13 protein-coding genes are annotated in these 15,404 nt (G+C 55.1%); 1 reads left to right on the top strand and 12 read right to left on the bottom strand.

Annotated features, from left to right (window positions below; translation table 11 throughout):
• The 8 genes from ACFO1S_RS07845 to ACFO1S_RS07810 form a co-directional block, all read right to left on the bottom strand.
• On the bottom strand, positions 1–1,494 hold a 1,494-nt coding region (locus ACFO1S_RS07845), incomplete at its 3' end, for a polysaccharide biosynthesis protein (protein WP_378126554.1).
• A 170-nt stretch (positions 1,495–1,664) separates the two neighbouring features.
• The gene (gene spoVT / locus ACFO1S_RS07840) at positions 1,665–2,207 is read right to left on the bottom strand and encodes a stage V sporulation protein T (protein ID WP_204605252.1); all 543 of its coding nucleotides are present in this window, start codon (positions 2,205–2,207) and stop codon (positions 1,665–1,667) included.
• Positions 2,208–2,749: 542 nt separating this feature from the next.
• A complete protein-coding gene (gene urtE, locus ACFO1S_RS07835) occupies positions 2,750–3,457 on the bottom strand; it encodes an urea ABC transporter ATP-binding subunit UrtE (RefSeq protein ID WP_204605251.1) in 708 nt (235 codons plus the stop codon).
• Positions 3,435–4,223, bottom strand: a complete 789-nt coding sequence (gene urtD / locus ACFO1S_RS07830) for an urea ABC transporter ATP-binding protein UrtD (protein WP_204605250.1) — start codon at positions 4,221–4,223, stop codon at positions 3,435–3,437. The genes urtE and urtD overlap by 23 nt, the downstream gene beginning before the upstream one ends.
• A complete protein-coding gene (gene urtC / locus ACFO1S_RS07825) occupies positions 4,174–5,277 on the bottom strand; it encodes an urea ABC transporter permease subunit UrtC (RefSeq protein WP_204605249.1) in 1,104 nt (367 codons plus the stop codon). Before urtC ends, urtD begins: the two co-directional genes overlap by 50 nt.
• 33 nt (positions 5,278–5,310) lie before the next feature.
• The gene (gene urtB, locus ACFO1S_RS07820) at positions 5,311–6,216 is read right to left on the bottom strand and encodes an urea ABC transporter permease subunit UrtB (protein WP_204605248.1); all 906 of its coding nucleotides are present in this window, start codon (positions 6,214–6,216) and stop codon (positions 5,311–5,313) included.
• 102 nt (positions 6,217–6,318) lie between these two features.
• The gene (gene urtA / locus ACFO1S_RS07815; RefSeq protein ID WP_204605247.1) at positions 6,319–7,602 is read right to left on the bottom strand and encodes an urea ABC transporter substrate-binding protein; all 1,284 of its coding nucleotides are present in this window, start codon (positions 7,600–7,602) and stop codon (positions 6,319–6,321) included.
• 316 nt (positions 7,603–7,918) lie between these two features.
• On the bottom strand, positions 7,919–8,836 hold the full coding sequence (locus tag ACFO1S_RS07810; RefSeq protein WP_204605246.1) for a helix-turn-helix transcriptional regulator: 918 nt from the start codon (positions 8,834–8,836) through the stop codon (positions 7,919–7,921).
• 131 nt (positions 8,837–8,967) lie between these two features.
• On the opposite strand from ACFO1S_RS07810, the gene ACFO1S_RS07805 reads away from it, so the two are divergent.
• Entirely contained in the window at positions 8,968–9,603 is a 636-nt protein-coding gene (locus ACFO1S_RS07805; RefSeq protein ID WP_204605245.1) for an NAD(P)H-dependent oxidoreductase, read from the top strand.
• A gap of 125 nt (positions 9,604–9,728) precedes the next feature.
• On the opposite strand, the gene ACFO1S_RS07800 is transcribed toward ACFO1S_RS07805, so the two are convergent.
• From ACFO1S_RS07800 to pth, 4 genes are all read right to left on the bottom strand, one after another.
• Positions 9,729–10,817 (bottom strand): peptidylprolyl isomerase, encoded by a 1,089-nt coding sequence (locus ACFO1S_RS07800; protein ID WP_204605244.1) that lies wholly within the window; start codon positions 10,815–10,817, stop codon positions 9,729–9,731.
• Positions 10,804–14,325: a transcription-repair coupling factor gene (mfd, locus tag ACFO1S_RS07795; protein WP_204605243.1), complete on the bottom strand. Its 3,522-nt coding sequence runs from the start codon at positions 14,323–14,325 to the stop codon at positions 10,804–10,806. Before mfd ends, ACFO1S_RS07800 begins: the two co-directional genes overlap by 14 nt.
• A 180-nt stretch (positions 14,326–14,505) precedes the next feature.
• The gene (locus ACFO1S_RS07790; protein ID WP_204605242.1) at positions 14,506–14,736 is read right to left on the bottom strand and encodes an anti-sigma-F factor Fin; all 231 of its coding nucleotides are present in this window, start codon (positions 14,734–14,736) and stop codon (positions 14,506–14,508) included.
• Positions 14,737–14,819: 83 nt separating this feature from the next.
• Positions 14,820–15,386: an aminoacyl-tRNA hydrolase gene (gene pth, locus ACFO1S_RS07785; protein ID WP_204605241.1), complete on the bottom strand. Its 567-nt coding sequence runs from the start codon at positions 15,384–15,386 to the stop codon at positions 14,820–14,822.
• Positions 15,387–15,404: the final 18 nt, after the last annotated feature.

Genomic DNA, 15,404 nt, shown 5'->3' with positions numbered 1-15,404 from the left:
GAGCGCGGCCAGCGCGACCGCAGCCGCCATCGCGGCCAGCGCAGCGCCGGAGCGCCACGCGAGCTGCGCGCGCGGGGCAGGCAGGCGCACGCGCTGGCGCAAGGACAGCGCGTTGAGCAGCGCAGCAATGGCGTAGGCGGCCGCCATCGCGGCGGCGGCGCCTTCGATGCCGTAAGCGGGCACAAGCGCGACGTTCAACGACAGCTTGAACAGCGCGGCGGCGGCCAGATTGACGGCGGGCGCTCGCATCGCGCCCATCCCCTGCAGCAGCGCGGCGCTGACCGCCTGGAGCGTGCCGCCCGCCGCCGCCAAGGCAACGAGCGCCATCGCGGCGGTTCCGCTGTCATCGCCGAACAACGCAGTGTTAATCGGCCCTGCGAGCAGCGCAAGCCCTACGGCTGCGGCGCAGCCCAGCCACCAGGCGAACCGCATCGCGAACACGGCCCGCGAGACGAAAGCGCCATCGTCTCCGCGCGCACGGTCCGTCGTCAGCGCAGGCACGATGGCGGCAGCGGCGCCCGCCGCCCCCATAATGATTAATTGAAGCAGCGCCACGCCGCGATTATAGACGCCGAATTGCGTCATCGTCCAAGCGCCTTCCCCTCCATCCTCCTGTAATAAGCGCGGAATGGAGAAAGCGTCGATCAGGCCGAACAACGGCGCTACTACCGAGGCAACGGCGACGGGGATGGCGACCCTTACGATTTTCTTGACCAGCGCCGGCCGGCTTTCCGGCAAGGTCACCGGACGTACGGCGGGGCGGACCGTCCCGCCTTCCGCGTAGTTTTTCCTCAGCCCGACCGCGCTCAGCGAGAGGGGACGGCGCTCGCCCGCTCTTGCCGCAAAGATCAGCATAACGGCCAGACCCGCAAGCGCGCCGGCCGCCAACCCTCCATGCACGGCTGCCGCCGTGGACGAAGGCGACCATGCCGCATCTACAGCCAGCAGCAAAGCCCCGAGCATGAAGGCCACCCGTGCGGTTTGCTCGACAAGCTGGGAGACGGCCGGTCGAAGCATATTCATTCTGCCCTGGCTGTCGCCTCTAAGAACCGCAGTTGCCGGCGCGAACAGCAGCGCGAGCGATGACATGCGAATCGCGGCAGCCGCCGATTCCTGCCCCATCCAGCGGGCGAAAACGTCTGCGCCGGCCCACAGCAATCCGAACATCGCCAAGCCGCTGCCGATCAGCAGCAGGAGCGCCCAGCGCAGCACCCGACGCGCGCCTTGCTCGTCGCCTTGGGCCGTTCTCTCGGCCACCAGAACGCTCACGGCTACCGGTATCCCCGCCGCTGCCAGCGTCATCCACATGACCGCCAGAGCATATACGGCGCTGTACAGACCGAACACTTCGTCTCCGGCTATATTTTGCAGCGGAATTTTCTGCAGGGTGCCGATCAGCTTGGACAGCAGCGCCGCTCCGCCAAGGAGAGCCGCCCCTTGCCAGAGCGCCTTTTTCCCGGGATCTCCGGTTCCTGCGTCATACTGGACTCGCATCGCCTTCCATTCCCCATTCCGTTCCCGATCGCTCCGGGCTTCACTTGCCCATCCGGTACACTACCCGTTCTACGATTATAATCCAAAGACAGCAAGCAAAAAAGCTCTCCGGCGAACAAGCGGCTTGCTGTCCGGAAAGCTTCTGCCTTGAACGATATCGGTATGCCGTCTTATTGCTCCATTTGCTTGGCCAGGAAACCCGCCGCCGTCTCGACCATCTTGCTTTCCATTGCCCCCATGCTGACAGAGTCTTCCTTGCTCAGCAGAATGACTGTACCGATGGGGTCTCCTCCGGCTACAATAGGCGCCGCGGCAATCGAGCCCAGCGTCTCGCTCACGTCCCGCTGAACCTCGTAGCTTCCCGTTTGGGTCTCCAGCAAGATCTTGCGGTTTTCCATGCAGCCTTCCAGCAAGCTGCCGATCGGCTTGTCCAAATATTCCTTCTTCGAGGCTCCCGCAACGGCGATAAAGGTGTCGCGGTCGGAGATTAACGCGATGTGGCCCGTGCTTTCGTAGAGGGATTCCGCGTACTCCTTGGCAAAGTCGCCCAGCTCGCCGATCGGGGAATATTTTTTGAGGATAACTTCACCGTCGCGATCCACGAAAATTTCAAGCGGATCTCCTTCGCGGATGCGAAGCGTGCGGCGGATTTCCTTGGGTATGACGACTCGTCCGAGGTCGTCGATGCGGCGTACAATTCCGGTTGCTTTCATAGCTCGTGTTGCCCCACTTTCATTGGTGTATTCGCTCTGCTGCTGCCGGCGCGAATGACTGGCCGACCTGTATGACGAACGCTTTAACAATCGGAAAAAGGTGTCATCGAATCGTAAGGATAGTATTCAACCTCTCCCATTTTCTTATGCGTTCGCCCTCGGCTGGTGTAATTCTCCATACGGAAGGGATACCCCCTGCACCGGCGGGGTGGGTGGGACGAGACCTCAGGTTCTCGTTCACTCTTAGCTTATTTTAGCATGTCTGTGGGGCCGATTTCCTCTTTCCGCCAGTCCCGCTTCCGCCGATACGGGTGCGCTAAGCGCGTGAAATCCGCGATTCGAGCCGGCTTTTGGCGATTTTCGAACTCATCCGCCCGTTCTCCCTGTGTTGCCCGGATTTCCGTTCTTCGGCGAGGCAGACAGCTCCGCTTACTTGTCGGATACCCAACATTTCGTCCGTTTAAACATATCGAGTCAAATAGAAAATCGCCCGGACGCCGCCGTCAGTTGCAGCGATGCCCAGGCATGGCACTCTTCCGTACTTATAAGGTCAAATGCTTGAGCACCGCCGGATTGTCCAGATCTTCTCGGGCGCCCTGCCAGACAATCGTTCCCTTCTCCATGATATAGAAGTAATCCCCGACGCTGCGAACGAAGTCAAGGCTCTGCTCCACCAGCAGAATCGCCGTCTTGCCTTCGTCCCGGATTGAACGGATGACCTCCTGGATATCGTCGACGATAGAGGGCTGAATGCCCTCGGTAGGCTCGTCAAGGACGAGCAGCTCGGGCTCCGAGATCAGCGCCCGGGCGAAAGCGAGCTGCTGCTGCTGGCCTCCGCTCAGATCGCCCCCCCGACGCTTGTAGAAGGTCGGCAGAACCGGAAACCTGTCGATGGCCTCGGCGGGAATTTCCTTGCTTCGACGCTGAGCCGAACTGCGATGGGCCTCCATTCCGATTCTCAGATTCTCGTACACCGACAGCTGCGGGAAAATCTCCCTCCCCTGCGGGACGTACCCGATCCCTCTTTTGGCCCGATCCCCCGAAGCCCGCTTCGTCACATCCTCGCCCTTGAAGATCACCCGGCCTTGCCGCGCCTTAAGCAGCCCCATGACGCTCTTCACCAAAGTCGACTTCCCTACCCCGTTGCGTCCCATCAGGCACACCACCTGACCAGGCTCCACCGCAAGCGATACGTCCCGGAGAATGACGCTTTCTCCGTAGCCCGCTTCAAGCCGTTGAACTGACAACATCGTAATCCCGCCTTTTTCTGCCCAGATACACCTCCGCGACCCGGTCGTCCCGCTGCACCTCGTCCATGGTTCCTTCCTTCAGCAGCTTCCCTTCGTGCATAACGGTTACTTTGCTGGCGAAGTTTCGCACGAATTCCATGTCATGCTCGACCACGACAACCGTTCGCTTGCGGACGATTTCCTGCAGCAGCTCGCCCGTTTTCTCCGTTTCCTTGTCCGTCATTCCCGCCACCGGCTCATCCAGCAGCAATATTTCAGGCTCCTGCAGCAGCATCATTCCGATCTCCAGCCACTGCTTCTCTCCATGAGAGAGCAGACCTGCGCGCAGCTGCCGCTTATGGCTTAACCCGATTAACGCCAATTCCGCATCGATTCGCTCCCGGTCCCGCGGCTTCATCGAAGCCCGCAAGGCGGCCCACACGCTCCGGTTTTGCGACATGGCAATTTCCAGATTCTCCTCGACCGTTAAGCCGGAGAAGATAGACGGCGTCTGGAATTTCCGGCCGATGCCGAGCTGCGCGATCTCATGCTCCTTACGCCGGGTGACATCGACCTTGCCTCTGCGGCCGTTGAATTCCACGCTTCCTCCAACCGGCTTCACCTTGCCGCATATCGCATCCAGCATCGTCGTTTTCCCTGCTCCGTTAGGTCCGATCAGAAACCGCAGCTCTCCGGGAGCCAGCTCCATGCTCATTTCCTGAACCGCCCTGAAGCCGTCAAACGACACCGTTACCTTCTGACACGACAGAATGGACCTGGATTTCATTCTCGCTTCGCCTCCTTAGAATCTTTTGGCGCAATTGCCGGATCAGACCGACAATGCCGCCGGGCATGAACACCGTGACCGCGATAAACAATGCTCCGAGAAAGAATAGCCAGAAATCCGGATAGGTCGCGCTGAGCTCGCTTTTCCCTTGCGTCATGATGACCGCTCCGATAATCGCCCCGATCAGCGTGCCGCGGCCTCCAAGGGCCACGAGCAATACCAGCTCGATCGAAGGCACGATAGCCATCATCGTCGGAGAGATAATGCCGACATGGAGCACGAAGAGCATGCCCGCGAGTCCCGCCAGCCCCGCCGATACGGCGAACGCCGTCATCTGATATCGGGATGGATCGTAGCCGAGAAACCGCGTCCGATTCTCCCCGTCCCGGATCGCTCTCAGCACCTTGCCGAAGCGGCTCTTGACCAGCAGCCTACACAAGAGGAAGGCGGCGAGCAGCGCTGCGACCGTAGCCAGGTAGAGCACCGTCTTCGCCATATCGGATTTCAGGCTGTAGCCGAACATTGTCGTAAACCCCGTTAACCCGTTCGTGCCTCCCGTATAGGCTTGCTGCCCCACGAACAGCGTAACGGTAATGATTACGAGCGCCTGGGTAAGAATCGTAAAGTAAACTCCCCGGATGCGGTTCCGGAAGGTAAAGAAACCGAGCACCAGCGCCAGCAGGGCGGGAACAGCTATGCCCATCAGCGCTGCGAAGAGAAAGCTCTTGAAGGGCTCCCAAAACCAGGGAAGCTGCTTCAAGCCCATCCAATCCATAAAGTCGGGAAGCCGAGAACCGCTGGAGACGAGCTTCAGATGCATCGCCATCGCGTAAGCTCCGAGCCCGAAAAATACCCCGTGACCCAGACTCAAAATTCCGGTGTAGCCCCACAGGAGATCCAACCCGAGCGCCACGATGGCGAAAGCCAGACACTTGGCCAGCAGGTTTAATCGAAAATCGCTTAAATAAAGCGGCGCCGAGAACAGAACGGCCGAAGCGGCCGCATAGCCGAGCAGCAGCCAGACCCGGCGCGACAAGTAAGACGCAAGCTGCACTGCGGTCACCTTCTTCCTTGCGAGAATCAGACATCAATCCAGGGAACGGGTTCGAACCGCGAACATTCCCATCGGCCTCCATTGCAGGAAGGCGACAATGCCGAGAAATACAAGCACCTTGCCCAACGAGGCGTCCGTCCACCATTCGAACATTGTGTTGAACAGGCCAATGCCCGACGCCCCCGCAACCGTGCCGATCAGTTTGCCGACGCCGCCCAGGACAACGACCATGAACGCGTCAACGATATAATAAGTGCCGATAGACGGGCCGATGGGGCCGATGAGCGTCAGAGCGCAGCCCGCAATGCCGGCGATGCCGGACCCGATTGCGAAGGTGAACGCATCCACCCGCCTTGTCGAGATGCCGAGGCAGGCCGCCATGTCCCGGTTTTGCATGACAGCCCGCATCCGCCTCCCGGCGTTGCTGCGATAAATATACAGATACATGGCGATCAGGCAAATCGCGACGAGCGCGAGGATGAACAACCGCTTATAGGGAAGCACGACGCCGGGGATAAGCGTCAGCCCGTCGTTCAGCCAGGAAGGACTCGCCACGGCAACGTTGGGCGCTCCAAAAATCGTCCGCGCAAGCTGCTGAAGCATCAGCCCGACTCCCCAGGTCGCGAGCAAGCTGTCCAGCGGCCGATCGTATAGAAAGCGAATCAGCGTTACCTCCAGCAGATAGCCTATGGCGAAGGCCAGAATGAAGCTGACGGCAATCGCCACGGGAAAATAGGCGTCAAACACGTTCTGCGGCAGAGCGGCCTTGAAGATTTGCTGGGTCATATACGCCCCGTAAGCGCCGATCATGATAAACTCCCCATGGGCCATGTTGATGACTTTCATCAGACCGAACGTAATGGCCAAGCCGAGCGCGATCAGCAGAAGAATGGAGCTGACGCTTAGTCCGTTAAACACTTGGGATATCCAGATTTCCATGGCGTTGCCTCCCGCTCTCGTTGCCGCCGCTTCGGAGAAGCGAGGGGAAGCTCCGGCTTCCGCCGAACACTTCCCCTTTCCGGCCGCAACCGACTCTCTTCTTTATTCGCTCAGTCCTTTGGCCCAATCATAGGTTTTCAGATAAGGGTCGGGCTTTACGGGCTCGCCGGAATTCCATAGCTCCACAATTTGACCGTCGGCTTTAATCTCGCCGATCCGAACCGTCTTGTAGATGTGCTGATTGTCCCCGTCAATCGTAACCTTGCCTTCCGGGGCGTTAAATTCAATCCCCTTGGCCGCTTCCTTCACCTTGTCTACGTCGAAGGAGCCGGCCTTCTCGGCTGCCGCCGCCCACAGATAGACCGCGACATACCCCGCTTCCATCGGATCGCTCGTCACGCTATCCGCTCCGTACTCTTTCTTGAAATTCTCGACGAACACCTTATTTTCCGGCGTATCCGTCGTCTGATAGTAATCCCAGGCGACGAGGTGACCGACCAAATATTCGGGCCCGATGCCCTTCACTTCTTCCTCGGCGACAGACACCGAGACCGTCATCAGGTCGGCGGCCGTAAGGCCCGCGTCCTTCAACTGCTTGAAGAAGGCGACATTGCTGTCTCCGTTCAGCGTATTGTAGACAACGTCCGGCTTCGCTTCCTTGATCTTGGCAATGATCGTCGTATAGTCGGTATGCCCGAGCGGCGTGTACTCCTCGGCGACCGTCTCGCCGCCGTTGGCCGCAAGCTGCGCTTTGATTATCTTGTTTGCCGTTCTCGGGAAGACGTAGTCCGAGCCCAGCAGGAATACTTTTTTCTTGCCTTTCTCAAGCAAGAAATCGATGGAAGGGATGATTTGCTGGTTCGTGGTGGCTCCCGTATAGAAGATGTTCGGAGAAGACTCCAGGCCTTCATATTGCACCGGGTACCAGAGCAAGCCGTTCAGCTCCTCGAATACGGGAAGCATCGCCTTCCGGCTGGCGGACGTCCATCCGCCGAATACGGTGGCGACTTTATCCTCCGAGATCAGCTTGCGGGCCTTCTCGGCGAACGTGGGCCAATCCGATGCGCCGTCCTCGACTACAGCTTCGATCTGCTTGCCGAGCACGCCGCCCTTGGCGTTGATTTCCTTGATCGCCATCAGCTCGGAATTCTTCACCGTCACTTCCGAGATCGACATCGTCCCGCTTAAGGAATGCAGGATTCCGACCTTTACCTTATCCCCGCTTCCCGCTGCCGACGATGCCGGGGCCGAAGACTCCGCTCCTGACGACGCCGGCGAGGAGGGCGAGGCTCCGCCCGATTCCTTGTCGTTGCCCCCGCATCCTGCCAGCACCAGACTTGCCGTCACTGCGATTACGAACCCTTTCAACCCGTTTCCCTTCCTCATCCTTCCACTCCCCGATCCTTTGTATTGGTTTCTCTCTATATCCGAACGTTTTGCTCTCTACTGGGCTCAACCGTTCGATAATTAACATTATATGGTTCGTGTAGATTTTATGTCAATATATCTTACATAATTTATAAAAAACAAACCGTAAACTTAATTTTGTGTATTCTATGTCATATAATATAACTCAAATGTGGAAATAACTCCGGTGTTGAGAAATAAGCGGCAACATTGTGTCATATATTTTAAGCACAAAAAAATGTACTCAACAAGTGTAAGCGTTGAGTACATTTGAAAAATTAAAGGATGAAGACCTCTACTCGATTTGATACGCAGCTTGCAAATACTTAATTCTCCTAATCACTTCAATTCGAACATGTTCAGGCTCAACACAAATACATTTTTCTCCAAACCGAAGGAGAAAACCATACCCATGGTCATCTTCAATAAAAGGAAAGTCAACCATCCAATGCTTCGAATCATAAGCTTTAATGCAATCCTTGCCACAGTATTCGGTCATAATATCTAATAATGATTCGTTAACCAAGAGCTTGATGGTGATCGTTTCTCTTTCGGATTTTGCTTCCAATGCAGACTTGAATTCTCTAGGAATAAAATGCTTATCAAGGACCCTTAAAAAGGAAATTCTGGTCAGTCGGAATGTCCTAAAGGCTTCCTTCGTTGTACAAAAGCCCTGAAGATACCAATTCGTGTCCTTCATTATTAAACGATAGGGTTCGATTACGCGTTCCGTGCGCATGCCATTTTGATCTGCATACTTAAAAGAAAGTAAGCGCCTCTCTTTTATTGCGCTGTTCATTTCGTCAAAGTTAGGCTTTGGATATTTCAGTCCATACCAGGGGCTGTTGTCCACTATGACTTGATTATCGAAATCTCGAACATCTTCTTCAGAGAGCATTCCTTTTATCTTGGTGATTGTTTGGTGAATTTCATCGCTAGACATGGAAGATTGAATGCTGTTTAAACCGATCAAGAGCGTATTAATGTCAGAACTCGTAAACAGCTTCTTTTTTATTTTATAATTCTCCATTATACCAATACCGCCATGATTGCCAGGGTATGAAACAATGGGAATCCCCGCTTTATTGATGACTTCTATATCGCGGAAAATCGTTCGCGTTGAAACCTCAAACATCTTTGCTAGCTTTGAGGTACTCACTCTGTCGCTTTCCAACAATAGCATGACGATGGATAATAATCGATCGATTTTCATTCTTATCATCCCTAAATTTATTTAATTCGTTAAACAACTATGCCATATAGTTGTCATATATAGATATGCTAGATTGTGTTTGTCGATACTTCTCGATAGAATCGAACAAACCATTTGGAGGGAATAGTTTAATGGCTACAGTTTTGTTCATCACAGCGCATCCGCAAGATAACGGTTCTTCTTATAGTATGGCCGTTGGTAAAGAGTTTATCAATTGCTACAAGGAAACGAACCCAAGTGACGAGATCGTACATTTGGACTTGTTTAAGATGGATATTCCTTATATCGATAGCGATGTATTAAATGCTCGAGAAAAACTTATGGTTGGCAAACCTTTTGAAGAATTGACTGTTTCCGAGCAAGCAAAATTGGCTCGTATGGAGGAGTTGGCAACGCAATTTTCCAAAGCAGATAAATATGTTTTTGTTTCACCCTTGTGGAACCTGTCCTATCCGCCCGTTGTAAAAGCCTATATTGACGCCATTTGCCTTGAAGGCAAAGCAGTGCAACATACAGAAACAGGTGTTATTGGACTTCTGACAAACAAAAAGGCAGTGCATGTTCAGGCCAGCGGGGGCTTTTACTCAGAAGGGCCTTTTGCCTCTTTTGAGAGTGGTCATAGCACGCTTAGAAATTTCATGCAGTATGTTGGTGTTGCTTCTTTCCAAGGTATCTTTATCGAAGGTGTATTAGCTGTTCCACATCAAGCAGAAGCAATTAAGGAAGCTGCAATCATAAAAGCTCAAGAAATGGCAAAGCTTTTCTAATGGCTTAATCCTTACGGATCTTCTGATCTACTTGGTCCGTTAACGAAAAAAAGACGCTTGCGCGAACCCTCCGACAGAGTCTCGATCGGAGTTCGCACAAGCGTCTTGGTCAGGCTATTCGTTTGTTATTTCGCAGCCGATGCCGACGGCGATGCGCTTGGCGACGCAGATGCCGAAGGGGACGCTGACGGCGATGCGCTCGGAGAACCGGAGGCGCTAGGCGACGGCTCTTCCGGCAGCGTAATCTTGATGCCCAGCTTGTCCTGCTCCGCAGTCAAAAATTCGTTCAATTTTGTCGAGGCAAGCTCTTCCTTGATCAAGTCTTTGGCTGCATCCGAAAGCTTGTCCGCAGACGTAGCTTCTTCGCGGCTTTCAACCTTCATGACATGATAGCCGAACTGGGTCTTAACCGGCGCCCCGATCGCGCCGATCGGTTGCGTGTTCGCCGCTTCCTTGAATTCCGCTACCCAGCCCTTGGCGACCTGCTTCTCGTACAAACCGCCGTTTTCCTTGGAGCCTTCGTCCGTCGAATACTCCTTAGCAAGAGCAGTCCAATCCCCGCCGGCCTCCAGCTTGGACTTGACTTCCTCGGCCGTCTTCAGCGCTTCCTCTTCCGACTTGAGCTCGGCTCCCGTATTCGGATCATTCGTGCCGATCAGAATATGGCGTACCGTCACCACGTTGTAGTCGGAAGGCGCCTTGTCGAATATCGTTTTGATTTCCTCATCGGTTACCTTGCCCTTAAACTCCTCGGTCTTGGCCGCGAACACCGATTGGAACTCGACCGTCTCTTGATAGAAGGCAATGGCCTCTTTGACGGAAAGGTTGTCGGTATCCATCTGCTTCTTCAGATCGGGGTTCGTATTTCTGGCTTGCTCCAGCTGTGTCTTGAACGTATCTGTCGCGGTCTTGGCTTTGTCCTTGTCTTCTGCCGATATGTCTTTAACTAGAACCTTGCTGACGATGTACTGCTTGATGATCTGCTCCTTAATTTGCGGAATCGAAGCATACATAGCCATCTGGTTGCCTAGAATCGTTGCTTGAAAAGCAATGTACTTGTCGAAATCCTTGTCCGTAACTTCCCCTCCGTTATAGGTGGCGATTACGGTCGCTTTGTCTTTCTTGCCGCAGCCGGAGATCAATGCGACAAGCATGACCGCCGCCAAGGCCAACAGCGCCAACCGGCGATACGGCATGCCCTTATGGTGCAACATCCTGTAGTTCCCCCTTCAATTTTGTAGCTTCTCTGTATTGTACCAGAAAATCCTCTGCAAGCGCCAATAAAGCGTTCTCATCGAGCCCCCGCACCTTGAAACGAATTAGGGGCTGTGCCTCCCCAAGGGCAGCGCTCATTCGTCCCTGGAATTTGGCTTCAAGCAGCTTCAGCTTTTTCTCGTCTACCTCGGCACGCTGACGCTCTTCCAGCTTTAACGTCAAATCGTCCCCGCGGCGAATCATCGACTCAATGCCATAGAAACGCCCGTACACCTTCAAGCGCGCGACCGCCATCAGATTGAGTACGGCTTTAGGCGGCTCTCCGAAACGATCGATCAGCTCCTCCAGCAAATCTTCGACATCCGCGAGGGAAGCCGCTGTCGCGACCTTCTTGTAGATTTCGATCTTCTGAATGCTGTCGTATATATATTCCGGCGGCAGATAAGCGTCTACGCCCAAATCGAGCTGCGTATTGACCGGCTGAGGCGGCTGCGCCTCTCCGCCCATCTGCAGCTTGCGGCTCTGGATTTCCTCTGCGAGCATCTGGGAATACAGATCAAAGCCGACCGAAGCGATAAAGCCGTGCTGCTCCGCGCCAAGCAGATTGCCCGCCCCGCGAATCGACAGATCCCGCATGGCGATCTTGAAGCCGGAGCCCAGCTCGGTGAATTCCTTGATCGATTGAAGACGTTTCTCCGCGATCTCCGTCAACACCTTATCCCGCTGGTAAGTGAAATACGCGTAGGCAATCCGGTTGGAGCGCCCTACCCGGCCTCTCAGCTGATACAGCTGGGAAAGCCCCATCTTGTCAGCGTCGTGCACAAGCAAAGTATTCACGTTGGGAATGTCGACCCCGGTCTCGATGATGCTCGTACTGACAAGCACGTCATATTCCCCGTCAAGAAAATCCAGAATAGTGCGCTCCAGCTCCTGCTCGGTCATCTGCCCATGAGCGACGGCTACGCGGGCTTCCGGGACGAGAGCGGTAATCTGCTCGGCCATCTGATAGATGCCCTGCACGCGGTTGAACAAATAATAGACCTGCCCGTTCCTAGCCAATTCGCGCTCCACAGCCTCGCGAATAAGCGTTGCGCTGTACTCGACGACATAGGTTTGAACAGGAAAGCGATTTTCCGGCGGCGTTTCGATGACCGACAGATCGCGCACTCCCAGCATGGACATGTGGAGGGTTCGCGGAATCGGCGTCGCCGTCAACGTCAGAACGTCTACATTCGTCTTTATTTTTTTCAGCTTCTCTTTGTGAGTCACGCCGAAGCGCTGCTCCTCGTCGACAATGAGCAAGCCCAGATCCTTGAACAGAATATCCTGGGACAAGAGCCGATGGGTCCCGATCACGACATCAACCGTGCCGGCCTTCAAGCCCTTGGTCGTCTCAGTCTGCTCCTTGCGGCTACGGAACCGGCTCAGCACTTTGATGTTGAACGGGTAGCCCGAGAAGCGCTCGCGGAAGGTCTCATAGTGCTGCTGCGCGAGAATGGTCGTCGGCACGAGGAGCGCCACCTGCTTGCCTTCGATCGCCGCCTTGAAGGCAGCGCGAATGGCGACCTCCGTCTTGCCGTACCCCACATCTCCGCACAGAAGACGATCCATAGGGCGAGGAAGCTGCATATCCTTCTTGATCTCGCGTATGGCGCGAAGCTGATCGGCCGTCTCCTCGTAAGGGAACATCTCCTCGAACTCTTGCTGGTATGGCGTATCGTCGCCGAAGCCGAATCCCGTCGTCGCTTGCCGCTCGGCATACAGCTTGATCAAGTCGTCGGCGATATCCTGCACGGATGAACGGACCTTGGACTTTGCCCGGTTCCATTCCGCTCCGCCCAGCTTGCTGATCTTCGGCTCCTTGTCTTCATTCCCGACATACTTCTGAATCAGGTCGAATTGCTCAACGGGCACCGACAGCCGATCTCCTGCCGCGTAGACGATATGCAGGTAATCTTTATGAATGCCGCCGACTTCCAGCGTCCCGATGCCAAGATATTTCCCGATGCCGTGATTCTGATGTACGACGTAGTCGCCCACCTTGAGCTCAGTATAGCTTTTAATGCGCTCGGCATTGTCAAGATGACGGTCAACCCGTCTAGCCTTGCGCTGCTTCTGAGTGAACATCTCGCCTTCCGTGATGACAACCAGCTTGATCGAAGGCAACTCAAATCCACTCTGCAGATTGCCTTGCAGAATCTCCGGCGGTTCGATCTGATAATCCTCAAGCACGCGCCTCATTCGATCGGCCCGCTCCGAATTGCCCGCAAGCATGAGAATGCGAATGCCGCTCTTGCGCCAGCGCTCCGTCTCGGCCTTTAATACGTTCATCTGCCCGTGAAAATTTTGCATCGAGCGGCAGACGAAGTTAAGGATATTCTGCGGCTGAGTATGCGGGATTTGACGTACGAACAAGGAAAGGTACAGCATTTGGAAGCCCTTTGGATAGAGCGCCTGTTCAGCGGACACAGCCAGCACGAATCCCGGCAGCGACTTGCCCTGCTGCAGCAGATGGGTCGTCCATTCCGACTCGTCGCGCTCCAGCTGGCGCGCGGTTTCGGCCAGCCTGTTCGGTTCGTCCATCAGAATAATCGTATCCTTAGGCATATAATCGAGCAGCGTCTGGCGCTCGGGATACAGCAATGAAATATACTTGTAAATTTCGGGAAAATAAACATTTTGGCGCAAAAGCTCGATTTCCCGGGAAATCTCGGAGCTTAACCGTTCCTTGGCCTGCCGATCGGTCATTTTCTCCAGTTGCTTATCCAGCAGATCGCTGGCATGCTGGGCCGCGTTCTGAAATCTCCGTTCTACGGCGATCCATTCCCGGCTTGGCTGTACCGTGTAGGCGTCCAGCTTGTCAATCGAGCGCTGATCGGCGGGATCGAACGTGCGAATAGAGTCGACCTCGTCATCGAACCACTCTACGCGATAGGCGTTCGCAGAGGCCAACGGGAAGAAATCGACAATGCCCCCCCGCACGCTCAGGTGACCCTTCTGCTCCACTCGGTCGACCCGCTCATACCCTAGCTCGATCATTCTTCGCAGAAACTGATCCATAGGCAGATGCTCGCCGACGCGAAGCTCGATATGCGCTTCGGACATCGTCTTCAGGTCGGGCAAAAATCTGCGAAACCCGGCGAACGGCACGACAATAACGCCGCGGAAGCCTTCGGCAAGCTTCAGCACGGCATCCAATCGACGCGCGGATGTCTCCGGACTAGAGATCGCCGTCTCGGCCGCAATGAGCTCATTCGCGGGATAGAGCAACACTTCGTCCGGAGATAGACATTCCTGCAGATCGTCGGCGATTTTCTGGGCGGAGAACATGTTGTGGGTCACAACAAGAATCGGACGCTTGATTTCCCGGTAGATTCCGGCAATAGCCGCTTGACGCGCAGAGCCGGACAAGCCTGCGACAAGCTGTTCCCGCATTCCGCCCTTCAGCCCTTGGATAACGCTAATAAGATCCGGATCCATAACTAGCGATTGGATTAGCGGCTTCATGGCATTTCCCCTCTCAAGACCAACGCTTCGTCCGTCCGGCGCGCCCGTGCGCGAGATGCCGCCGGATCGTCGAAGCCAGTATATAGAATCATGCTTACATCCGTTCCGCAAAATCAAGAAAAAAGCCCCGGCACAAGCCAAGGACTCCTGGAGGATGTCGGAACGTGAGGCTCGCGGCGCTTATTGCAGCGGATTAGACAGCAACGCCAGCTCGGGATGCGCCTCCAGAGTCTGGCTGCAATAATCGCAGATGACCCTTACAGTCACGTCCCCGTTGGAATTATACGCTATTATACGCTTTCGCTCTTCGGGGGTCAAGAATTGCAAGCCGAGCCGATATTCCGGAACCTCCGTATTCTCGAACTTTCCGAGCGGCATGGAGCAATGCCGGCAAATATAGTTCACAGCCATATGTATGCCTCCTGGGGTTGGCTTATGCGGCGCTTGCCGCATCTTCTCCCCAGTATGCCCCGCGCCCCCGCGTTTTAAGCGTATTACCCTTTTCCGTTATATTTGGCCATCGTTTGCTCGAACGTGTTGCCCAGCGCGAACTCGATCGCGTCGCAGGCCTCCTGGATGGAGCTCTGAAGGCTTTCCTGCTCCGACTTGGCGAAGGCCGAGAGCACGTAATCGGAGATCACCATGCCCTGCTGCGGCCTGGAGATGCCCACGCGAACCCGGTTAAAGGTTTGGGTGCCCAGATGCTGAATAATAGACTTGATGCCGTTGTGCCCGCCAGGGCTTCCCTGATACCTCAGCCTGATTCGGCCTACCTCGGTGTCCAGATCGTCATATACGACGATCAAATCCGCTATATCCGCCTTGTAGTAGTCCATAAAGGCTCGGAGAGATTCTCCCGACAGGTTCATGTACGTCATCGGCTTCAGAAGCGCGACCTTCTCGCTTCCGATTCGTCCTTCTCCGATTAAAGCTTTGCATTTATTCGTTCCAACCTCTACGCCCATTCGACGGGCCAATTCGTCAATAACCTTGAATCCGGCGTTATGCCTTGTATGGACATAAGCGGAGCCCGGGTTTCCCAATCCGACAATCCATCGCATTAGCGCGTATCTCTCCTT

It is taken from the genome of Cohnella boryungensis (genome assembly GCF_042651945.1).
Taxonomy (GTDB): Bacteria; Bacillota; Bacilli; order Paenibacillales; family Paenibacillaceae; genus Cohnella; species Cohnella boryungensis.
Note: the sequence above shows the minus strand (reverse complement) of the source record. Positions and strands in the feature narration are given on the sequence as shown.